The organism is Microbacterium sp., assembly GCF_047602155.1.
Taxonomy (GTDB): domain Bacteria; phylum Actinomycetota; class Actinomycetes; order Actinomycetales; family Microbacteriaceae; genus Microbacterium.
In genome coordinates this window covers 1607612-1630792 of sequence record NZ_JASGHZ010000001.1, presented here as the reverse complement: position 1 = coordinate 1630792, position 23181 = coordinate 1607612, and the positions used below count along the sequence as shown (strand labels likewise).

General features: G+C 68.1%; 15 protein-coding genes and 2 pseudogenes. 7 read left to right on the top strand and 10 right to left on the bottom strand.

Annotated features, from left to right (window positions below):
- Positions 1-4: 4 nt before the first annotated feature.
- From QM720_RS07485 to glmS, 8 genes and pseudogenes are all read right to left on the bottom strand, one after another.
- A complete protein-coding gene (locus QM720_RS07485) occupies positions 5-532 on the bottom strand; it encodes a hypothetical protein (RefSeq protein ID WP_415125497.1) in 528 nt (175 codons plus the stop codon).
- Positions 529-1572 carry a tRNA (adenosine(37)-N6)-threonylcarbamoyltransferase complex transferase subunit TsaD gene (gene tsaD / locus QM720_RS07480; protein WP_415125496.1) on the bottom strand — a complete coding sequence of 348 codons (1044 nt, stop codon included), beginning with the start codon at positions 1570-1572 and terminating at the stop codon, positions 529-531. The genes QM720_RS07485 and tsaD overlap by 4 nt, the downstream gene beginning before the upstream one ends.
- A gap of 136 nt (positions 1573-1708) precedes the next feature.
- Positions 1709-2212 carry a ribosomal protein S18-alanine N-acetyltransferase gene (gene rimI, locus QM720_RS07475; RefSeq protein ID WP_415125495.1) on the bottom strand — a complete coding sequence of 168 codons (504 nt, stop codon included), beginning with the start codon at positions 2210-2212 and terminating at the stop codon, positions 1709-1711.
- Positions 2209-2892 carry a tRNA (adenosine(37)-N6)-threonylcarbamoyltransferase complex dimerization subunit type 1 TsaB gene (gene tsaB / locus QM720_RS07470; protein WP_415125494.1) on the bottom strand — a complete coding sequence of 228 codons (684 nt, stop codon included), beginning with the start codon at positions 2890-2892 and terminating at the stop codon, positions 2209-2211. Before tsaB ends, rimI begins: the two co-directional genes overlap by 4 nt.
- A 441-nt stretch (positions 2893-3333) precedes the next feature.
- Positions 3334-3837 (bottom strand): tRNA (adenosine(37)-N6)-threonylcarbamoyltransferase complex ATPase subunit type 1 TsaE, encoded by a 504-nt coding sequence (gene tsaE / locus QM720_RS07465; protein ID WP_415125493.1) that lies wholly within the window; start codon positions 3835-3837, stop codon positions 3334-3336.
- A complete protein-coding gene (alr, locus tag QM720_RS07460; RefSeq protein ID WP_415125492.1) occupies positions 3834-4958 on the bottom strand; it encodes an alanine racemase in 1125 nt (374 codons plus the stop codon). The genes tsaE and alr overlap by 4 nt, the downstream gene beginning before the upstream one ends.
- 125 nt (positions 4959-5083) lie before the next feature.
- A pseudogene (locus QM720_RS07455) lies at positions 5084-5431 on the bottom strand (holo-ACP synthase); the annotation flags it as partial.
- A 185-nt stretch (positions 5432-5616) separates the two neighbouring features.
- Entirely contained in the window at positions 5617-7467 is a 1851-nt protein-coding gene (glmS, locus tag QM720_RS07450) for a glutamine--fructose-6-phosphate transaminase (isomerizing) (RefSeq protein WP_415125491.1), read from the bottom strand.
- Between the two features lie 588 nt (positions 7468-8055).
- Between glmS and QM720_RS07445 the strand changes: the two genes are divergently transcribed.
- From QM720_RS07445 to QM720_RS07420, 6 genes and pseudogenes are all read left to right on the top strand, one after another.
- Positions 8056-9537, top strand: a complete 1482-nt coding sequence (locus QM720_RS07445; protein ID WP_415125490.1) for a sugar transferase — start codon at positions 8056-8058, stop codon at positions 9535-9537.
- 318 nt (positions 9538-9855) lie between these two features.
- Positions 9856-10977: pseudogene (locus tag QM720_RS07440) on the top strand (glycosyltransferase); the annotation flags it as partial.
- A gap of 153 nt (positions 10978-11130) precedes the next feature.
- Positions 11131-12207: a glycosyltransferase family 4 protein gene (locus QM720_RS07435; protein WP_415127839.1), complete on the top strand. Its 1077-nt coding sequence runs from the start codon at positions 11131-11133 to the stop codon at positions 12205-12207.
- A 67-nt stretch (positions 12208-12274) separates the two neighbouring features.
- The gene (locus QM720_RS07430; RefSeq protein WP_415125489.1) at positions 12275-13384 is read left to right on the top strand and encodes a YveK family protein; all 1110 of its coding nucleotides are present in this window, start codon (positions 12275-12277) and stop codon (positions 13382-13384) included.
- Positions 13365-13841 carry a hypothetical protein gene (locus QM720_RS07425; protein WP_415125488.1) on the top strand — a complete coding sequence of 159 codons (477 nt, stop codon included), beginning with the start codon at positions 13365-13367 and terminating at the stop codon, positions 13839-13841. The genes QM720_RS07430 and QM720_RS07425 overlap by 20 nt, the downstream gene beginning before the upstream one ends.
- A 6-nt stretch (positions 13842-13847) precedes the next feature.
- Positions 13848-15164: a hypothetical protein gene (locus QM720_RS07420; RefSeq protein WP_415125487.1), complete on the top strand. Its 1317-nt coding sequence runs from the start codon at positions 13848-13850 to the stop codon at positions 15162-15164.
- On the opposite strand, the gene QM720_RS07415 is transcribed toward QM720_RS07420, so the two are convergent.
- Positions 15070-16536: a lipopolysaccharide biosynthesis protein gene (locus QM720_RS07415; protein ID WP_415125486.1), complete on the bottom strand. Its 1467-nt coding sequence runs from the start codon at positions 16534-16536 to the stop codon at positions 15070-15072. The two genes, QM720_RS07420 and QM720_RS07415, sit on opposite strands and share 95 nt — an antisense overlap.
- Before the next feature lie 140 nt (positions 16537-16676).
- Between QM720_RS07415 and QM720_RS07410 the strand changes: the two genes are divergently transcribed.
- Positions 16677-17618 carry a glycosyltransferase family 2 protein gene (locus QM720_RS07410; protein WP_415127837.1) on the top strand — a complete coding sequence of 314 codons (942 nt, stop codon included), beginning with the start codon at positions 16677-16679 and terminating at the stop codon, positions 17616-17618.
- A 156-nt stretch (positions 17619-17774) separates the two neighbouring features.
- Here the strand turns inward: QM720_RS07410 and QM720_RS07405 are convergent, their stop codons facing one another.
- Positions 17775-23138, bottom strand: coding sequence for a PKD domain-containing protein (locus QM720_RS07405; protein ID WP_415125485.1), 5364 nt, complete (start codon positions 23136-23138; stop codon positions 17775-17777).
- Between the last annotated feature and the right edge of the window lie 43 nt (positions 23139-23181).

The following is a 23181-nucleotide window of genomic DNA, read 5'->3' as shown; positions in this document are numbered from 1 at the left end:
CGGCTCAACCGAACAGCGGCCCCTGCGTCGAGGCCCACCACAGCCAGCCGGCGCTGTAGACGATCGACACGAGGCTCAGGCACAGCGCCCAGATCGCGACGCCGCGCGCCTCCCACGGGCGCCGCAGCGCGGCGATCGCGAGGCCGAGGCCGAGCAGCCCGATGAGAAATCCCCACCCGACCAGCAGCGACACGATCAGTCCCAGGATGGCGAAGGTCAGCGCCCACCCCGCGCTGTGCGGCAGCGCCGCGGGCACGGGCGCGGTGGGCCCGACCTCGGTGTGGATCGAGGCCGCGATGGGCACGGGGCCGGTCAGCTCGCGCTGGAATCCGCCGCGGTGCTCCCCCGGCAGCGCCGCCGTCGGAGCGGGCTCGACGTCGTCGGTCGGCGCCTCCAGGCGCGGGGCGACCGGCAGCGCGGCGACGTCGCCGAGCACCACCGTCGCATCTCCCGGCATCCCTGCGGCATCGCCCGGCACGACGGCCGGGTCACCGGCGGCGCCGCGGGTTCCCGGCATCCGCTCGTCGCTCATCGCGCCACCTGGATCTCGGTCACCGGCAGCGTCGAATCGGCGCCGAAGTCGAGCGTCGAAGGGCCGCGGCCGTTCATGATGAGCTCGGCGGCGAGGGCGGCGATCATGGCTCCATTGTCGGTGCACAGGCTCAGCGGCGGAATGCGCACCGCCACGCCCGCCGCGGCGGCACGCTCGAGGGCGACCTCGCGCAGGCGCCGGTTGGCGATCACGCCGCCGCCCAGCAGCAGGCGCGGCACGTCGTGGCGCGCGCAGGCGTCGAGGGCCTTGGCGACGAGCACGTCGACGACGGCCTCGCGGAACGAGGCCGCGACGTCGGGGACGCTCACCTCGGGAGCCTGCTCGACCCACCGCGCGACGGCCGTCTTCAGGCCCGAGAACGAGAAGTCGTAGCGGTGCTCGGCCAGATCCGACGCGCGCGACAGCCCGCGCGGGAACCGGACCGCATCCGGGTCGCCCGCCGCCGCGGCGCGGTCGATCTCGGGGCCGCCGGGATAGGGCAGACCGAGGATGCGGGCGACCTTGTCGAAGGCCTCGCCGGCGGCGTCGTCCATCGTCTCGCCGAGTAGCTCGACGTCGTCCACGAGGTCGCGCACGAGCAGCAGCGACGTGTGGCCGCCCGAGACCAGCAGTGCGACGGTCGGGTACTCCACCCGCTCGCCGGTCAGCACGTCGGCGGCGATGTGGCCGACGAGGTGGTTGACGGCGTACAGCGGCTTGTCGAGGCTCACGGCGAGCGCCTTCGCGGCGCCGACGCCGACCATGAGCGCCCCGGCCAGGCCCGGCCCGCTGGTGACGGCGACGGCATCCAGGTCTTCGAGCCGGATGCCGGCCTCCGCGACCGCGGCCTCGATCGCCGGTTGCAGCGCCTCGAGGTGCGCGCGGGCCGCGACCTCGGGCACGACGCCGCCGTAGCGGGCGTGCTCGTCCATGGAGCTCGCGATCGTGTTGGAAAGCAGTGTGCGCCCGCGCACGATGCCGATGCCCGTCTCGTCACAGCTCGTCTCGATGCCCAGCACGAGCGGCTCGTCGCGGTTCATCCGGCGGCCTCCGCTCGGGCGTGGCGGGCGCGGCGGGCAGGTGCCGGCCGATTCGCGTGCCAAACGCAGGGCGAAACGGTGCTTTCGGGGGCAGAACGGCGGGTTCGGGTCGATTGGCCCTGCATTCGGCACACGATCATGAGCACGCCCCCGCATCGATCGCGGCCGGTGCGGCGTCACGCGCGGCCGCCCACCCCGCCAGGTCGAGCTTCATGACGACCGCGTCGACGTCGTCGGGCTGGTAGTACCGGGGGCGGCGGCCGATCTCGGTGAAGCCTTCGGAGGCGTAGAGGGCGGATGCCGTGGGATTGTCGGCCCGCACCTCCAGGAAGACCTCCCGCGCACCCCGCTCGCGGGCCGTCCGCAGCAGCGCGGCCAGCAGCGCGCGGCCGCGGCCGCGGCCGCGCGCGTCGGCGGCGATCGCGATCGTCTGGATGTCGGCGTCGTGTGCGCCGGAGACGGCGCGCACGCCGCCGTACCCCACCAGCCGGCCGGCCTCGACGTCTACGACGTAGCGGCCGTGGGGCGAGGAGATCTCCGCGCGCATCATGGGCTCGCTCCAGGCGTCGGTGGGAAAGCTGGCGCGCTCGAGGTCCATGATCGCCGCGAGATCCCTGGCGTCGGCGGTGCGCAGCGTCATCGGGTCACCCGCTTCGGCCCCGCCGACAGGGTCACGTCGGGGGCGCGCAGGTAGAGCGGCTCGGGCTCCGCGAGCTCGCGTCCCGCGCTCAGCGCGCGGGACGCGACGAGGGCCACCATCGCGCCGGAGATCGCCGTCACCTCGTGCACCCGCGCACCTCGCGACCGATCCAGCATGCCGTCGAGGACATCCTCGATGTCGGTGCGGAGGGCCAGTGCGGGGCCGGCCGCCCGCACCGGCAACCCGTCGTCATCGAGCCCGTCGTAGACCGAGTACGCGACCTCACGACGTCGGGCGTCGGTGACGACGGCGAACCGTGGCGGATCGCCGAAGGGGTCGGTCAGGAGCATCCCGAGCAGGATCTCCAGCGCCGCCGCGTCGTGGCTCGGCACGGCGACGACCGGCATCCCCCGTCCCAGGGCGAACGCCCGCGCCGCCGCGATGCCCACCCGCAGTCCGGTGAACGGTCCCGGCCCCATGCCCGCGGCGACATGCGTCAACGACCCCGGATGCCGGAGCCCGCCGCCGAGCCCCGCGTCGGCGAGCACCGACTGCAGCAGTGCGCCGATCACCTCTGCGTGGCCCCGCGGGTCGGCGCTGCTGCGCTCGGCGAGGATGACGCCATCGGGTTCGACGACGCCGACGGCCGTGCCGAGCGAGGTGTCGATGCCGAGGATCACCGTTCCAGGGTAGCCGCCGCCTCCGCCGACCCGTTCCGTCGCGGCAAACCGCGGGTGTTTGCATCCCCCACCCGCAAAACGCCGCGACCGAACCACGCGTCAGCCGCGCGGCAGCGCCCGGCGGCGCCCGGCGGCGGCGCCCGGCGTCAGCCGTGGCGGGTGATGGTGACGGTGCGGGGCGCGGCATCCTCCGTCGGCCGAGTCCGCTCGCGCTGTCGTTTCCTGCACGCGCTATCGAAAGTTCAACAGCGCGTGCAGGATTCGACAGCGCGAGTGCGGGTGCCGCGGGCCGGTGCCGCGGGCCGGTGCCGCGGGCCGGTGCCGCGGGCGCGCGCGGGTGCCGGTGCCGGGGGCGCGGGCGGGTGCCCGCATCCCCCACCCGCAAAACGCCGCGACCGAACCACGCGTCAGCCGCGCGGCGGCGCCCGGCGGCGCCCGGCGTCAGCCGTGGCGGGTGATGGTGACGGTGCGGGGCGCGGCATCCTCCATCTCGCGCGCCGCGGGACCGCTCGTGCCGCACGCGTTGTCGACGCCGGTCCCACTCCACCCCCGCTCGATCTCGACCTCCCACCAGGTGTCGACGAGGCCGTCGACCATCCCGCGGCCCCACTCGACGATCGTGACGGAGCCGTCGACGTCGAGGCCGAGGTCGTCGAGTTCGGCGGGCGAGCCGAGGCGGTAGGCGTCGACATGGACGAGGGGGACGCCGCCGACGAGCGACGGGTGGGTGCGGGCCAGCACGAAGGTGGGGCTCTGGATGGGTCCGCGCACGCCGAGCCCCGCGCCCATGCCGCGGGTGAGCGTGGTCTTGCCCGCGCCGAGGGGTCCGGTCAGCACGACGAGATCCCCGGCGTGCAACACGGCCCCGATGTCTCGGCCGAGTTGTTCCATCTCGGCCACGGATGCCACCGACCGCTCCCCCGCGAACGCCTCGAGTCCGCTCACAGCGCGACCTCCCGCCGGGACACGCGGGAACCGATCCGGGTGACGATCTCGTAGTTGATGGTGCCGGCGGCGTCGGCCCAGGCCTCGACCGGCGGCATCCCGAGTGTCGAGTCGCCGAACAGCACGGCCTCATCCCCCACCGCGACGGGGGCGTCGCCGACGTCGACGACGAACTGGTCCATGGCGACGCGCCCCGCCACGGGGAACACCCCGTCGCCGATGCGCACCGCCGCACCCCCCGAGGCGGCACGCGGCACGCCGTCGGCGTAGCCGAGAGGCACGAGCGCCAGGGTGGTCTCCCGGTCGGTGCGGTGCTGGTAGCCGTACGACACGCCCTGCCCGGCGGGCACGCGCCGCACCGCCGCGACGGCGCCGCGCAGCATCATCGCGGGCCGCAGGCCGAGGTCGGCCGAGGTGCGGTCGGCGAACGGCGACAGCCCGTAGATCGAGATGCCCAGCCGGACGCCGTCGAACCGCGCCGACGGCAGCGCGATCGCCGCGTGCGAAGCCGCGATGTGCCGCTGCCGCGGCGCGAGACCGTGCGCGGCGGCGAGGCCGAGCGCGTCGCGGAACCGCGCCACCGCGGCCAGGTCGTCGGCCTCGCTCGTGTTCGACAGATGGCTGAAGATGCCGACGACGCGCAGCCACCCGATCCGCTCCAGCCGCGCCGCCTCGGCGAACGCGACGGCGTAGTCGGCGGGCGCGAGCCCGTTGCGCCCGAGCCCGGTCTCGACCTTCAGCTGCACCGCGACAGGACGGTCCCCGGATGCCGCGGCCGCCGCACGCTGCAACTGCTCCACGCTCGAGATGCCCAGCTCGATCCCCCGCGCCGCCGCCTCGGCGAACGGCGCCCCGGGCGCGTGCAGCCACGCGAGGAGGGGCGCGTCGATGCCCGCCCGCCGCAGCGCGAGCGCCTCGTCGATGTCGCAGACGCCGAGCCGGCTCGCGCCGCCGGCCAGCGCCGCGCGCGCCGACCGCACGGCGCCGTGCCCGTAGCCGTCGGCCTTGACGACGGCGATGACCTCGGCATCCGTCAGCCGCCGCAGGTGCCGCACGTTCGCCGTGATCGCCGCGGTGTCGATGACGGCCTCGCGCAGCACCCCTTCGGGCAGGCGGGTCATGAAGCCGCCTCCGCACCCGCGGCATCCGTCATCGCAGAATCGGATGGTTGTCGCAGAATCGGAGCATTCACGCTCGATTCTCCGATTCTGGGCACACTCTCCGATTCTGCGGATGCCGCCTCCTGACCCTCGGCGACGACGTACGCGGCGGCGAGCCCGGCGTCGTGGGTGAGCGACAGGTGCAGTCGGAGGATGCCGCGCCCCGCGACCGTCGCCGCCGTCTCGCCGCTGAGGGCGAACACGGGTCGGCCCGAGGGCTCCGAAGCGATCTCGATGTCGGTCCAGTGCACACCGTCCGAGCCGCCGAGGGCCTTGATCAGCGCCTCCTTGGCGGCGTAGCGCGCCGCGAGCGAGTGCGGCTTGAGCGCGCGCTCACCGGGCGCGAACAGCCGCTCCAGCAGCCGCGGCGTACGCGCGAGCGAGCGCTCGAACCGCGGGATGTCGACGAGGTCGACGCCGATGCCGATGATCACCGCGCCAGCCTATCCGCCCGCCGCCGGGCCCGCGCCGGAGGCCTCGGCATCCCACCGCCACCCGCCTTGGGCGGCACCGCCCTCCGCGAGAGAACAATGGGCGGACGAGAGAACGGTCAACGCCCGTTCCCTCGTCCTGCAGTTGTTCTCTCGCGGTCAGGGCAAAGCGCCGACGAGCGCGGCGACTACTCGACGGTGACGGACTTCGCGAGGTTGCGGGGCTGGTCGACGTCGAGACCCTTGGCGGTCGCAAGGCCCATCGCGAAGATGTGCAGCGGCACGACGGCCAGCAGCGGCTCGAACAGGGGGCCGGCCAGCGGGATGCGCAGCACCTCGTCGGCGAAGGGCAGGACGGCGGCATCCCCCTCTTCGGCGACCACGATGACCCGGGCGCCGCGGGCGCGGATCTCCTGGATGTTCGACACGACCTTCTTGTGCAGCTCGCCCGACTCCCGCGGCGACGGCACGATGACGAACACCGGCTGCCCCGGCTCGATCAGCGCGATGGGGCCGTGCTTGAGCTCGCCCGCGGCGAAGCCCTCGGCGTGGATGTACGAGATCTCCTTGAGCTTGAGCGCGCCCTCGAGCGCGATCGGATACCCGACGTGCCGCCCCAGGAACAGCACCGACTGGGTGTCGGCCATCCAGCGCGAGAACTGCTCGATGTGCTCCTGCTCGGCATCGAGCACCCACGCGATCTTCGCCGGCACGGCCTCGAGCTCGCCGACCAGCGCCGCCTGTGCGTCCGCCGACAGCGTGCCGCGCACGCGCCCGATGTGCAACGCGAGCAGGTACAGCGCCGTGATCTGCGCGACGAACGCCTTCGTCGAGGCGACCGCGACCTCGGGGCCGGCGTGGGTGTAGACGATGGCGTCCGACTCGCGCGGGATGGTGGCGCCCTGCGTGTTGCAGATCGACAGGGTCTTGGCCCCTTGAGAACGCGCGTACTTGACGGCCATGAGGGTGTCCATCGTCTCGCCCGACTGGCTGATCGACACGACGAGCGTGTCGTCGCCGATCACCGGGTCGCGGTAGCGGAACTCGTGCGCGAGCTCGACGTCGGTCGGGATGCGCGTCCACTGCTCGAGCGCGTACTTGCCGGTCATCCCGGCGTAGGCGGCGGTGCCGCAGGCGATGATGATGATGCGACGGATGCCGGTGAACAGCCCGTCGAGCCCGTCCAGCTCGGGAATGGCGACGGCGCCGTCGCGCGCGCGCCCGCGGATCGTGTTGGCGACGGCCTCGGGCTCTTCCGAGACCTCCTTGGCCATGAACGACGGCCATCCGCCCTTCTCGGCGGCGGAGGCATCCCACACGACCTCGAACGGCTCGACCTCGACCCCGTCGCCGTCGAAGTTCGTCACCTCCACCGAGTCCGGCCGGATGGCGACGATCTCGTCCTGCCCGATGGCGAGCGCGTTGCGGGTGTGCTCGACGAAGGCGGCGACGTCGGAGCCGAGGAAGTTCTCGCCCTCGCCGAGGCCGATCACGAGGGGCGAGTTGCGACGCGCGCCGACGACGAGCCCCGGCTGGTCGCGGTGCATCGCCAGCAGCGTGAACGCACCCTCCAGGCGCTGCACGACCGTGCGGAAGGCCTCGACGAGGTCTCCGGATGCCGCGAACTCGCGGCCCAGCAGCACCGCTGCGACCTCGGTGTCGGTCTCGGAGCGAAAGGTGAAGCCCTGGCTGAGCAGCTCGTCCTTCAACTCGGCGAAGTTCTCGATGATGCCGTTGTGGATGACGGCGAGCTTGTCGTCGTCGGCCAGGTGCGGGTGGGCGTTGGCGTCGGTCGGGCCGCCGTGGGTGGCCCAGCGCGTGTGACCGATGCCGGTGGTGCCGTCGGGCATCGGATGGGCGGCCAGGTCGTCGCGCAGCACCTGCAGCTTGCCGGCGCGCTTGCGCATCTCGAGCTCGCCGTCGGCGTCGATCACGGCGATGCCCGCCGAGTCGTAGCCGCGGTACTCCAGCCGAGCCAGACCCGACAGCAGAATGGCCTGGCTGTCGCGCGGGCCTACGTATCCGACGATTCCACACATGCCGTCAATCGTAAGCGCACCCTCGCCCGCACCCTGGAAGCGGGGCCCTCCGGAGATGAGCCGTGGGGGACGGTCTGACTCGGGAGGACCCCAGCCCACGCTCTCTCGGGGGGTCGGATTGGGGGGAGACCCTTGCCGAATGCCGCCTGGGGAAGCAGCTGAGGAACTGCGCGGACACTTACGGATTCTACCGACGTTCACAGCGTTCCCCCAGCGACGCGCCAGTGCGGTCGTCGGGGTCTGCCCGTCCGTCCCGCCGTCGCCGTCTTGCCTCGACAGCCGAAACCGTGCCATACTAGCTGCACGTCAGCCGCAGGGGTGCGGGGCGGGTACCGCGGGGGCGGTGTTCGCAAGACGGCATCGATTTGGGATCGATGCGATGGTCTCTGGCGTGACCTGATTGGGGAGGGCGGATTTCGATCCGCTCCGTGGGGAATCGCAGGCTCTGCCTGCATCTGGGGAACTGGGGACACAAATGGGGGAACGCATTTACGGATGCGTGGGCGCAGTCATGCGTCCCATCGGCCTGACGCTGCCGCGCTGCATATCACGCAGCACACGCGCTTCGCGCGAAGGCTGGTCCGAACGATGAGCGCCGCGACGTTGTATCTCAGTGATGGGATGAGCGTCGCCGAGGCACCGCGGGTCGTGCCCGTTCTGGAAGAACGGCTGACTCGGGTGCGTCGGCACCGCCTGCGTCAATCGACGCTGGATGCGGCGATCATCATCATGGCCGCGGCGGCGACCGCGACTGCCCAGGCGCTGTCGGGGGGCAGCGCCCGGGATCTCAGTGTCGCAGTCGCCGCCGCAGTTCTCGCGACCGTGTGGGCGGGTGCGTTGGTCGTCCTTCGCACCCGCGCGCACCGCCGCGGGGCGGGTGAGCGCCTCGAGCTCATGCCGATCGTGCACTCGGCGACCATCGGGTTCGCCGTGCTCGCCGCCGTCGCCGTGCTCAGCGGCGCGGAGGTGCTGCGCCCGCATCTCGTGCTCACGCTGCCGCTCGGCGTGGCGGCGCTCGTCTCTGTGCGCGCCCTGCGCCGCGCGCTCACGGCACGCCGGCCCGTCGAGCGCACGCTCGCGCCGCGCACGCTGGTCGTCGGCTCGCGCGCGGGGGTCGAGCAGACCATCACCTCTCTGCTTGCGGACGAGCGCCTGACCCACAACATCCTCGGTACCGCACTCAGTGACACCGCGGTGGCCGACCTGGAGGTCGGTGGGCGCTTGTTCCGCACCCTGGGCACGCCTCAGCAGGTGGCCGATCTGGCCCGCCAGCTGGGCGTCGAGACGGTGATCGTCGCCGACAGCATCGACGACCCCGACTACCTGCGCCGGCTGAGTTGGAGCCTGGAGGGCGCGGCGACCGACCTCATCCTCGCGACCCGCCTGGCCGACGTCGACCGCTCGCGCATCGCGTTCGAGCGCGCGCACGGTCTCGCGCTGACGCACGTGAGCCTGCCGCGCTTCGACCGCTCGACGCAGCGCGCCAAGCGTGCGCTCGACATCGTCGTGGCGACGCTGGCGCTCGTGCCGATCGCACTCATGACGCCGTTCATCGCGCTGGCGATCAAGCTCGACAGCCCCGGCGAGGTGTTCTTCCGGCAGCGGCGCATCGGCCGCAGCGGACGGGAGTTCGACATCCTCAAGTTCCGCACGATGGGGATGGATGCCGAGGCTCGTCGCGCCGAACTGGAGCAGGCGAACGAGGGTGCAGGGCCGCTGTTCAAGCTGAAGAACGACCCGCGCGTGACGCGAGTGGGCGCCGTCCTGCGCCGCTTCTCGCTTGACGAGCTGCCGCAGTTCTGGAACGTGCTCGTCGGTGAGATGAGCGTCGTCGGGCCGCGCCCGCCGCTGCCCTCGGAGGTCGCGGACTACGAGCGCGACGTGTTCCGCCGCCTGTACGTGCAGCCCGGCATCACCGGTCTGTGGCAGGTCAGCGGTCGCAGCGACCTGACGTGGGAGCAGAGCGTCCGGCTCGACCTGCACTACGTGGAGAACTGGTCAGTGGCGACGGACCTGTCGATCATCGCCCGGACGGCGGCCGTGATGGTGCGACCGAAGGGCGCCTACTGACGAAGACGTGGCGGTCTTGCGCGCAGACGCCGCGCCCCGCTCGCCGACGCGGTCGATACCCGCGGCGTACGGAGCCCCTCGGCCTCGCGAGATTCGTCCACCCGGCAGCGCACCCGCCCCTCTCCCCACACAGGCGGGTGCGCTGTCATTTCTCAGGGCATCGTCCCGCCGCGGCGACAGAGCCCGGTCATCGGATGCCACTATGAAGATGACACCAATCTCCGAAGGAGCCTCATGCCGAGCGCGCGCCACGATCCGTCGCCCGACCCCGCATCCTCGCATACCCAGCCAGCGCCGACCCGTGCGCTGACGATCGCGATGATCGGCACTCGCGGCGTTCCAGCCGCCTATGGCGGCTTCGAGACCGCTGTGGAAGAGGTCGGCAGACGACTCGTCGAGCGCGGGCACCACGTCACGGTATACACAAGGGGGTCCGCGAGCCGCGACCGCGAGCACCTCGGTATGTCCGTCGTCCATCTGCCCGCCATCCCGCAGAAGCAGCTGGAGACACTCAGCCATACGGGGATCTCGGTATTGCACGCGGCGGCGCGGAAGGCACCGGATGCGGCATTCGTGTTCAACGCCGCGAACTCCCCGTTCTTGCCGATACTGCGTGCCCGCGGCATCCCTGTGGCATTGCATATGGACGGGATCGAATGGAAGCGCACGAAGTGGGGCCGGCGAGGTCGGGCCTATTATCGGTGGGCGGAGCAGTTCGGTGTGCGCTGGGCCGATGCACTCATCGCCGATGCGCCGGGCATCGCCGACTACTACGACGAACAGTTCGGCGTGCCCACTGAACTCATCAGGTACGGGGCACCGCTGATCGACGCCGCCGCAGACGACGGGGTACGTGCCCTCGGCCTCACTCCCGGCGGCTACCACCTGGTCGTCGCCCGATTCGAGCCGGAGAATCACGTGCTGGAGATCGTGCAGGGCTACCGCGACAGTGCGACGGCTCTCCCGCTGGTCGTCGTGGGCTCGGCGCCATACTCGGCCGACTACACCCGCGCCATCGACGCCATCGCGGCGGCGGATCCGCGAATCCTTCTGCTCGGCGGCATCTACGATCAGGCGCTGCTGGACGCCCTCTACTTCCACGCCTCCACCTACCTGCACGGGCACTCGGTCGGCGGCACGAACCCGTCGCTGCTGCGAGCGATGGGCGCCGGTACGGCGGTGATCGCGTACGACGTCGGATTCAACCGCGAGACGACAGCTGGGGCCGGCTGGTTCTTCGACGATGCCGCCGGCGTCGCGCGGTCCCTGGAATCGGCGGAACAGGATGCCGACCGTCTCCGCAACGCCGCCGCCGCGGTCCGCGAACGCGCGGAAGCGTCGTTCCGCTGGGAGGATGTCGCCCGCGACTACGAACGGCTCGCGACAGAACTGGCGGCGGGCGCATCGATGCATGCGGCCGGGCGCCGGGCGCGCCGGGTCGAGGAGAGCGCTGAAGGCACCGCGACGATCACGAGCCATCGGGCCACAGGAACGAACGAGCGAGCGACCAGCCGTCGCAGTTCCGGCGCCGCATCGCAGCAGCCCACCTATCTGGTGGCGCATCCTGGCGCCGAACTTTTCGGCTCCGACCGGATGCTCCTCGAAAGCGTTCGTGGACTGGTCGAAGGTGCCGCACGTGTCGTCGTCGCAGTGCCCGAGACGGGTCCATTGGTCACCGAGTTGCAGGGCGCAGGCGCGTCAGTGGTGATCATTCCCATGTTGGTCCTGCGGAAGGCGCTGCTTCGCCCAAGCAACTGGGTACGTTTCGCGCGCGACACGATGCGAGGTTTCGCGGCCGCAATGCGGCTCGTCCGGCGCCAGCGTCCGGCGGCCATCTACGTCAGCACGATCACTATCCCCCAGTGGCCACTTGTCGCTCGTCTGTGCGGCGTACGCAGCGTCACGCACGTTCATGAGGCCGAGGCTTCCGCCAACATCTGGATGAACCGCGCGCTCTACCTCCCACAGTTGTCCTCGCAGAAGCTGGTCGTAAACAGCGGCTTCAGCTTGACGACAATGACGTCGGCCATGCCATCACTGGCACGAAAGAGCTCCGTCGTCCTCAACGGAGTACAGCCGCCGCCATTGACGACGCCCCTGCGGGTCGAGCCCGAGCAGTTGCGTCTCCTCTTTGTGGGCCGCCTGTCGCCCCGTAAGGGTCCGGATCTCGTCATCGACGCACTCGCCACTGTCCGCCGGGGGGGACTCGATTGCCGCCTCCAGCTGCTTGGCTCCGTCTTCACCGGGTACGAATGGTACGAAGCTGCGCTTCGAGAGCAGGTCGCGAGCTACGGTCTCGAAGACCACGTGGACTTTCTCGGCTTCAGGACGGATGTCTGGCCCGTGATCGACGATGCGGACATCGTCCTGGTCCCGTCGCGTGTTGACGAGCCGTTCGGCAACACCGCGGTGGAGGCCGTGCTTGCGGAACGCCCAGTGATAGTAAGCGATACAAGCGGACTGCGTGAGGCAGTCGCGGGATACGCGTCAGCACGACTGGTCGAGCCGGGCGACTCAGTGGCGATTGCAGAGGCGCTCGTGCGGCTCGTCGCAGACTGGGAGGAAGTTCGCACGACGACAGAGACCAGCGCGGCCGCAGCGCGGGAGCGGCACTCCCCGGAGCGCTACCGAGAACGAGTCGCCGCGATCGTTCGGGATCTCGCGCGCTGAGCTGGGAAAGGTCCGCCCCTGAGATCAGGGGACTGGACGGTAGAATCGTCCCGACAGGGGAGAGACTGTGGAACTCAAGGACTACATTGGCGCGCTCAGGCGACGTTGGTACCTTCTGGTGGCGCTCACACTCATAGGCGGCGCGCTCGCCTACGGGTATGGGCTCCTTCAACCAGCGCAATATCGCGCACAGGCGAGCGCCTTCGTCTCGTCCCAGCGCGGCGATACGGTGAGCGAGCTTGTCCAGGGAAGCGAGTACACCGCCAACCTCATGCAGTCCTATGCGCGACTGGCGCTGACGCCGTCCGTCTTGAACCCCGTCATCGAGGACATGGGTCTCGACATCTCCCTCGCGACGTTGCAGGCGAAGCTCACGTCGGAGGTGGAGCTCAATACGGTGATCCTCACCATCTCTGCGACCGACACGGATCCCCAGCAAGCCGCAAAGATCGCCAACGACGTCGTTGCTTCGCTCGCCGACGCCGTGGACCGCCTCGCCCCCCAGGACGAGAACGGGAAGCCCTCTGTTGCGCTGACGACTGTGACGACGGCGACAGCCCCGACCGTGCCTTTCTCGCCCGACAAAACGCTGCTCGCGATGACCGGCGCGCTGATAGGCCTGGTGCTTGCCATGGCGTATGCCGTACTGAAAAGCGCCTTCGACACCCGGATCCGCGATGAGGAAGACATCGCGCGGATCGCCGACGTTGCCATCCTGGGCGCGGCCCCGGCCCAGCGCTCACAGCGGCGAGGTGAGAAGATCCGCCCCGCCGCGATCGAGTGGGAAAGATCTGCGAGCACGCGCGAGGCTTTCCGTCGCGTCGCCGCGAACCTCGATTTCGCGCACCTCGACAGCCAGCTCGGGGTCGCTGTCGTCACCTCCGCACTGCCGGCGGATGGAAAGACGATGACCTCCGCTTACCTGGCCCTCGCGCTCGCCGAACGGAACCATCGCGTACTCGTGATGGACGGCGACCTGCGTCATCCTCAACTCGCCCAGAGGTTCGGCGTCTCGGCTGACGTCGGCCTCACGTCGGTTCTTCGGCAACAGTTGCCCCTCGAGGAGGCGGTGCAACCGATCGTCGGGCGGAACGTTGACGTGCTTGCCAGCGGAACCCGCCCGCCGAATCCGACCGAGGTTCATCAACTCGCAGGCGATGCGTGCACTCCTGGCTGAGGCTCGCGAGCGCTACGACTTCGTCGTTATCGACTCGGCCCCCGTTCTCGCGGTCAGCGATACGCTGACCATCTCTCGGATGATCGGCGCGACGATCCTCGTCAGCCGATACAACACGACACGCCGTCAGGATCTCCGGTCGGCGATGGAGGCGGTCGAAGGGGCTGGAGCCCGCCTTCTCGGGGTCGTCATCAACGCCGTGCCGGAGAATCGGCGCTCCCTCAGCTATTACGGCGAGGAACAACTCGCGCTCGAACACGCAGCCGAGGCCGAAGCCGAGGCACACCGCGGACAGCCGCTCATCTCCAGCAAGACGGCTGCGAGCTCCGGCTCGGCGCGGCAGGCCACACCTGGAGCGGGCGACTCGACAGCCCCCGGCAAAGCGGACCCGCAGGTTCTGCGCACCGACGCGGCCGACGGCGACGCAGAAGCGCCCACTCCGCGCGTGCCGCGATAGGACATCGTGAGCGGGGCATATACGCGCGGAACCCGGGCCCGCCGCGGAGATCGGGATGCGTGGCGGGACATCAGTGTCGCGCTCGCCCTCGTCACGCTGTTCATGCTCGCGGCCCGCATCTTCATCGGGCGAGGAGTGTCCATAGGCCACGTCATGGCGATCTTGACGCTTCCACTGTGGATCGGGGCTGTGATCCGATCCGGACGCGGCCGGCTCATCGTGCTGCTGACTATTCTCGCCCTGGTGAACGGCGTCTGGTTGACGGCCTTCTTCGCTCCCACTCACAACATCAGTGATCTGGAGTTCACGACCAACATCGCCGAACTCTTATCGGTCGTCATGATTCTTGGCGTGTTTCTGTGGGCTTCCACGCTTGTCCGGGCCTGGGTCGCGGCTACCGCAGTCGGGCTCGGCCTCGTCGTCAGCGCAGTCAGTCGACCTGCGCTGTTTCTGGAGAACCCATGGAAGTATGCGCTGGGCCTCCCGATTGCCGCGCTGCTCCTCGCCCTCGCTATGGCGTTTCGCCGCCGAGTGGCAGAGTTGCTCGTGCTGATCCTGCTGGCCGCTGTCTCCGCGGCAATGGATTCACGGTCGTTCTTCGGCGTTTTCGCGATCGGCATCGTGCTGACGATCTGGCAGATGCTTCCCGCGCGCCGCCGAACCACCCCCGTCGAAGTCCTCATGGCAGTCACTGCGGTCGCACTCGTGGTCTATGTGGTGGGAACAACACTGCTGCTGGGTGGCTATCTGGGCGAAGCCGCACAAGCCCGCTCCATTATGCAGCAAGACCGTGCCGGCTCAGTGATCGTCGGTGGCCGTCCGGAGATGGCAGCGACCGCCGCGCTGTTCCTCCACAATCCTCTGGGTTTCGGCCCAGGGACGCTTGTGACTCCGACAGAGTTGCTCGCTGTGAAGGCGGGCATGTGGACCATCAACTACGACCCCGACAATGGGTGGGTAGACAACTACATGTTCGGAGATCGGATCGAACTCCATTCGACGCTGGGTGACCTCTGGGCCTACTGGGGCATCGCCGGGATCATGCTCGTCGTCGTCGCACTTGTCATCCTCTTCCGCCGGGCCAGCCTTGACCTTGCCGAACGCTCAGCGAGTGCGCTTCTTGTGTTCACCGTCATCATCTCGGCATGGAACGTGGCCTTCAACCCCACGTACTCGTCTTTGCCCTATTTCGGACTCGCCCTCGGGCTCGCATTGACTCCGAGGAGCATTACTTCCGGCGCCGGCCAACAGCACGCACAGCGAAGTCGACGACGATCACAAGGTCTCGTCGCGCAGACGCCGACAGCCCTGCCACGACGATGAGATAGACGGCCACTGCAAGGAGGCCCGCAGCGATCGTGGGAACAGACGGCCAGCCGAGAAGGGTCACCAGCCACGACACGACGCCCGCGGGAATGCTCACCGTGACGAGGATACGCACCGTATTCATCAGGAGCAGTCGCGGGCGGAGGCCCGCGACGCGGCACGACCAGATCAGCGAGATGATCCAATGCAGCGAGTACGCCACGGTGCTGCCCACCGCCACACCCATTGCCCCCCACGGCACGCCGGCGACGATAACGAGGATCATCAGAGGTCGAGTCACCAGGTACATCTTCAACTGTGCACCCGGGTGTCCACTGGCGAGGAAGATCCAGTACGAGATCTGGGAGACCGCCCGGAGCACCCCGCCGAGCGCCAAGATCGTGAAGATCGGGACAATCGGCAACCAGTCGGCACCGAACACGATGAGCACGATGTCCTTGGCGAGGCTTGCTGCGAGCGCGAACACTGTGGCAGTCACGTAGCCTCCAACGATCTGCGCGCGCAACAAGTACCGCTCGAACCTGACCGGATCATCGTGCACGCGCGAGAGCACGGGAAGCGCCACGCGCGTCATCGGTGCGTTGATCTGCCTGAGGGGCGCCATGAGCAGCTGATAAGCACGGTCGTAGTACCCCAGCGGTGTTGCTCCCCATGCCACGCCGATCGCGATGTTGTCGATGTTCTTGGTCAGGTACGCGATCACCTGAGTCCCGAACAGCGCGACCCCATACTTCATGAAGTGACGAATGGACACATCGCGACGAGGTACGCCGGGCCACCACCGCGCCGCCGCGACAGACAGCGCGAGCAGCACCGCGAGCGACACCAATTGCTGCACAACCAGCGCCCAGTATCCCGCGCCCATGAGCGCCATGACGACCGCGATCCCCAGAGCAATCGTGGGGCTCACCATCTCGATGATTGCCATCTTGCGGAACATCAGCCGGCGGGACATGTCCGCCGTGTACTGCGTGACCATCCCGCTGAGCACAAACGAACCCGCCAGGGCGACCACGACGGGGGTGACGCGAGCGTCTGCATAGAGCATCGCGATCAGAGGCGCCGATACCGCAACCACGACCGCTGACGAAACACCGAGCCCAGTGTTTGCCCAAAAGAGGTTGGTGCGCTCTGCCGTCGAGACGGACTTCGCCTGGATGGCGGCGCTGGACAGACCAAAGTCACGGAAGATCTCAGAGATGCCGATGACCGAGAGAACCATCGCAATCAGGCCGAAGTCGTCGGGCGACAGCATCCTCGCGAGCACCATGGTCGCGACCAGCTGAAGCGCAGCCTTGTAGAGTTGCGCAAACAGCGTGATGCTGGCGCCACGCGCTGCGGCATCACCCAACGCCACCTGTTCTGCCACGCTCTCTCCCCCGAGATCTTCCGCCCCCTCTCAAGGCTAGTGCTTCTGTGCAGACGCTCCAGGCCACCGGTGGTTGCCCGGTAGGCTGGTGATTTGGGTTCAAATCTCATAGTGGCTCGGCGGCGGAGGGCAGCGTGCAAATGGGGACGACGCCGGATTCGGCAAAGTCGATAGTGGTATCGCTCGCGACGTTTCGCCGACCGGCGCAGTTGCGGACGATTCTCCCGGCGCTCATCGCGCAGGCGAGGGAGGTCGGTTGTTCCGCCCGAATCGTGGTCGTCGACAACGATCCTGCCGGCGGGGCGAAGAGCCTGGTCGAGCAGGCAGCGGGTGACACCGCGCTCGTGACCTACCTGCATGAGCCACGACCAGGGATCTCAGCCGCCCGCAATGCAGCGCTTCACAACGCACGAGACGACGACGCCATTGTGTTCATCGACGACGACGAGATGCCAGAGGACGGCTGGCTGAACGCGCTCATCAGCTACTGGCTGACCGAGCGCCCAACCGCTGTCGCAGGCCCCGTCCGGTCGATCTTCACCCGGGAGACACCCGACCCGTGGGTGACCTCGAGCGGTGTATTCTCGCGGCGGCGTTTGGCCACCGGCACCGTGATCCGGGGCGCTGCGACGAACAACCTCCTCATCGATCTCGGGTTTCTCCGCACTCACAGGCTTTCGTTCGACGACCGGTTGGGGCTCGTCGGCGGATCCGACACCCTGCTCACCTACCAGATCACGGCCGCCGGCGGCGTCATTCGCTGGTGCGATGACGCCGAAGTCTCCGAGGTGGTCCCCGAATCACGACTCACCCGGCGCTGGGTTCTCCGCCGCGCAACTCGCACAGGCGCGTCCTGGGCTCATGCCACCCTAGAGGTCTCGACGTCACGCCAACGACCACTCGTCGCTACGAAGATGTTCGCCACTGCGGCGCTGCGGATACCCGAGGGGCTGGCCAGGTACGCCTATGGCACGATTGCGCGCCGCCCGGCGACGGCCGCACGGGGATTGATCCGAGTCGCGTCACACATCGGTGCTCTCGGCCGCCTGCTGAAGGTGCGTATCCACGAGTACAAGCGCTGACCGTTGTGTCACGCGTCACTCCTGCCTCCGGACCTCCCCGCTGAGCGTGTCGAATCGAGGATCTCCGCTCCTGATCCTCGCGGCACCGCCCGGCACGGGTGAGGGTGTGTGGGAACCCCTAGTTCCCACACACCCTCAGGTCAGTCCGTCGGTCGATCAGGGTCCGGGAACCGCGCTCAGCGAAAGGATCCGCACCGTCTGCGGAACGTTCGTGACCCCGGATCCCACGTAGAGTCCGACTCCGACGCCACCGGCCGATTGGAGCGCGGCGGTCGCATCCGTCGTGGTCGCATTCCAGGTGGTCGGCTCGGTCGTACCGGCCTTCCAGACCTTCGCGCGGATCGTCGTCGGACTCGTCCCGAAGACCTGGACTCGCACGTTGACTCCATCATTTGCCGCGATCGTCAGTCCGGAAACGTTGACCGACGTCATGGTCGTGTCGCCGCGGCGCAGTTGCAACTGCACGCTCCCCGCCGCGGCGATCGACAGCCGCGCCTGATAATCGGACGATCCCACCCGACGTGCGGCGAAGGACACAAAGTCGCTGCCACCGGTAGGAAGCGCATCGATCGAGAACAGCGAGGTCAGATCCGTCGACGTCGACGATACGTCGTTCAGGTAGGCCGTGCGGGTGAGGCCCGTGTTGGTGCTGATCACACCAGCGCCACCGGCCACGGAGAACTGCGAGGCCGTACCGCTGAGCGTCCAAGCACCCCCCGTCGTCGCCGAACCCCAGCCGCTGCTCACCGTTCTGTCGAACTCGTCTGCCGCGAGCACCGACCCCACAGCCGGCGCAGTGACCGTGACACTATTGGTCACCGCATTCGTCGCGCCGTCATCATCGGTCACCGTGAGCGTCACGGAATACGTGCCAGCCTCCGAGTACACGTGCGACGCGGTCGCTCCCGAACCCTCCGCCGACTGATCACCCCAGTTCCAGCTGTACGACGCGACCGTGCCATCCGAATCCGTCGAACCCGAACCATCCACCGAAACCGTGAGATCCGCGACCGACGACGTAAACGCCGCAGTCGGAGCCACATTCGGCACCACCACCGTGCCGGGCGTTGTGACCGAGTAGTGATCGAAGCGCACCGAATACGGGGTGTTGGTGATGGTGGAGCTCACATACGTGCCCAGCGCTGCGCCACCAGCCACCTGCAGGCCGGATGTCGAGTCCTGCGTCGTCACGAGCCAGGTCGTCGGCTCCGAAGAACCTGCCTTCCACGCACGGGCACGCAGCGTCGTCGGCGAGGCTCCCTCGACGTCCAGTCGGAGGCTGACAGTATCCCCCGCCGCGATCGTGAACGGCACGGAGCCGGTCGCGAGCGTTGTGCCGTTTCGCCGCAGCTGCAACGTGGTGGCGCCCGTCGTCGTGACGACGGCTCGTACGTCGTATCCGCTGGATCCGTTCTTGCGACTGGTGACCATCACGTATGACGAACCGCCCACCGGCAAGGAGGGGAACGTCACGTCCACCCGAGTTGAGGAGTCTGGCGACGCCAGGGTTGCGAGCGATGCCGTCCGGGTCAGGCCCGCGTTGGTGCTGATCACACCAGCGCCACCGGCCACGGAGAACTGCGAGGCCGTACCGCTGAGCGTCCAAGCACCCCCCGTCGTCGCCGAACCCCAGCCGCTGCTCACCGTTCTGTCGAACTCGTCTGCCGCGAGCACCGACCCCACAGCCGGCGCAGTGACCGTGACACTATTGGTCACCGCATTCGTCGCGCCGTCATCATCGGTCACCGTGAGCGTCACGGAATACGTGCCAGCCTCCGAGTACACGTGCGACGCGGTCGCTCCCGAACCCTCCGCCGACTGATCACCCCAGTTCCAGCTGTACGACGCGACCGTGCCATCCGAATCCGTCGAACCCGAACCATCCACCGAAACCGTGAGATCCGCGACCGACGACGTAAACGCCGCAGTCGGAGCCACATTCGGCGCAGCAACGACCGCTTGGGCCGTCTTCGTACCGGTCGCACCGTCGTCATCGGTCACGGTGAGGGTGACAGTGTAGGTGCCGCCAGCCGCGTAAGTGTGGCTCGCAAGCACTCCGATCGAAGGTTCCGAACCGTCCCCCCACGCCCAACTGTACGAGGCAACCGTCCCGTCGGTGTCGGTCGATCCACTCGCATCCACCGACACTGTCGCGCCCGACACCGAGGAGGTGAATGCCGCAATCGGAGCCGCATTGGGCGCCACGACCGCAACCTGCGCCGACGCGGTGTCGCTCCCGCCATCGTTGTCAACGACTGTCAGCGTGATCTCGTAGCTGCCGGAGTTCTGGTACTCGTGCGACGCCGTCGCGTCAGACGAGGCCACGCTGCTCGTGCCGTCACCCCAGCTCCACTGGTACGACGCGATGGTGCCGTCGGTGTCAGAAGATGCCGAGCCATCGACGCTCACGGTGAGACCGGAGGTCGACGTCGTGAATGACGCTGCAGGCTCCTCGTTCGAGGGCTGAATATTCGCGCCGATCTGGTAGTGCTCGGCGGCGACGGATGCCGACAACTCGACGGGATACACCGCCACTTCATCGATATCGCCAGCGAACTCCCACGCGTTGCCGCCCCATGTGACATCTCCACCGACATGCCAGTATCCGGTGTAACTCTGAGGCGTCGTCGTCGAGTTGGTGCCGACGAGATCGCCGTCGACGTACAAGGCCATGCCATCCGCGCCCTGCGTGGCCAGAACGTGATGCCAGGATCCGTCGTTGTAGGCGCTAGACGTATCGATCGTCTCTGTCTGGCCGGTCCACACCCCGAACGTGAGATGCCCGTTTTTGTTCATGTACACATGGCGGTCATAGCTCGACGAATTGCCATCGGCGCTGTTGCCGAACCCGATGATCTTCCCGCCCGTGGTCGACGTCGTCTTAAACCACGCCTCGAGCGAGTAGACAGTTGGGTTATCGAACGATGTCGCGCTGATCGCCTGCCCACCAGAGAACCGAGTCGCACTGTCGGCCACATCCACGAGCGCACCAGCGACGCCGCGCGACGCCGACCCGACGATACTGCCCGTCACGCCGGCACCGGAGTAGTCGTTGACCGTCGCGCCGGACGCTTCGTCGAGACGCCAGTACAGCGTGGGCTCCAGGCTGTAAACGGCAGCACCGTACGCGTCGGTGGGCGCCGTCGTGCCCGTCAAGGTACGACCCGATGCGATGTAGTGGCCCTGCACCTCGGAGCGGGTCAACGGTGCATCGTAGATTGCGACCTCGTCGATGTCACCGTCGAACCAGGTTGCGCCAGCCCAGGGGGTGTCGCCACCGATCCGCCAGTAACCGGAGTAATCCTGCGCGGATGTGATGTCGGTCCGGGCCGCGACGCGGACACCATCGATGTAGAGCGTCATCCCGTCGGAGCCCAGGCCCGCGACAACGTGGTGCCACTGACCATCGTTGTAGGTCTTCGACGAACTTATCGTCTGACTCGACCCGGGGTAGACGCCAAAGGTGATCGCTCCGCTTGGTTGCATGTATACGTGACGGTCGTAGCTTGTCGACGTGCCCGTGTTGCTGTTGCCGAAGCCGACGATCTTCCCGCCGCTCGTGCTCGTGGTCTTGAACCAGGCCTCGATACCGAAGGTTTGCGGCCCTGCGATCAGCTCGCTGCTCGCAGCGAAGCCGTCGTTGGTCCCCGGGAACCTCGCCGCCGTCGCCGTCTCGTCGACAAGTGCGCCGCTGACCCCACGCGTGACGGGGCTGTTGACCGTCAGGTCGGAGGCTCCCGCCCAGTCATAAGACGTCGAGCCCGCCGTGTCATTGAAGGGCCAGTAGCTCACCGGGTCGTCCGCCAGCACCGCAGTGCTGTATGCCGTGGTCGGACTATCGCCATCTGCGACGGCTGTGATCGTCGCGCTGTTCTGCACGTTGCCTGACGGATCGTATACGCGAATGCGATACGTGTAGGTCTGTCCCTGCACAACGTTTTTGTCGGTGAACGTCAGCCCCGGGAGTGCCCAGTCTGCAGGCTTCGATCGGGCCGTCACTGAGTACACCGGCGAGGCGGTGTTGCCGTTGCGGATCACCTGATACGTCAGGTACTCGTTGTCGCGGTCCCAGTTGAGGGGCCAGCTCACCCGGATAGAACCCTCCGAAATCGCCACCGCACTGGGAATCCAGCTGCTCTGCCCGAGGCGAGGCCCGTCCAGGTTGGGCGCGATCGACTTGACGGCAAAACGCACGAGACCCTGCTGAAGAACGTTGTTCACCCTCGTGAACTCGCCGCCGTACACAACATAGTTGTCGTTGCCAGTGACGCTCCATGGACCCTGTGAGGATCCGCTGACCGTACCCGTATTGAACTGTGGCATGAAGTGCAACATTTCGGGCGCGGGCGTACCGCCCCAGTCGTAGTAACCCAGGTTGAGGCCAGAAGGTGTGATGCGCTTCACGTCATCGCTGAAGGCGACGCCGCGGTAGAAGGTCCAAGGGTTGCTCTGCGGATGACCGTTGATCAGACTGCCACAGTAGTGCGCGTGGGTAGCCGCGTACACGACGCCGTTGACGGCGTAGCTCGAATAGGTGTCGCCGTGGCAGTCCTCAACCCAAACCAGATCCCCGCTGGACCAGTCCGCCTTGAAGGTTCCCTCGAGATTTCCACCGCTTCCATAGACGTAGCCGGTCCCGTAAAAGTAGCCGTCCGCCGTCGACAGCGAGTAGATGGCCGCGTCCGCACCACCATTGCGAACGGCGCTGTTCACCCCGGTCGGCAGCAGCGCACCGCTGCTGGAGTCGAATCGAGCCAGACCGTAGCCCGGGTTGCTCGAACCGTTCGCTGTTGTGAATGCTCCGCCGACGACGACCGCGCCCGCATCCGGGGAGATCACCACAGCGTTGCCACGTCCGCCATCGAGTACCGGAGCAAAGGGGAGCAGCGTCCCCGAGGACGACACCGCGGCGACATGCAGCCGGTCGTTGTTGGACACCCGACCGAAGACACCGGTGAAGAACACGACGGAGTCGGTCGCAGCGATACCACGCACCGATGCGTTCACGTTCGGCGCAAAGGAAGAATCCAGCGTGCCGGCGGGGATGTTGAAGGCGGCCACGCGGTTGCGAGTCGCGCCGTCGACGCTCGTGAAGTCGCCGCCGATGTACAGTCGTGTCCCGTCCGGAGAGGCGGCTACTGTCAGAACCTGACCGTTGATCGAAGGGGCAAACGACAAAAGGTTGCCCGTCGTGATGTCAAAGGCCAGCAAGTTGGTTCGCGTGACCTCATTGCTGCCCGCAACCGACCCGGCGGGCCGTGCGGTCGAAAACGAACCAGCCGCGTACACCGTATTGCCGACGACGACTTGCGACCAGATGATGCCGTTGATCTGCACCGTCGGGAGGACGTCAGTGGTGACGGTCGCCGGAGTGCTGCTATCCGTCGGCGTCGTATCGGCCGACGCCGACTGCGGCAGAGCAATCAGGCTCGTGAGCACGACAAGCAGCGAAACCGCGATCGCCAAGACCCCGGTCGCCGCACCCCGACGCTCTTGGTTGATCGAAACAACAGAGCGCATAACTGCATCCCTCCGATGCATGTGCACTCGGCGAGCCGAGCAC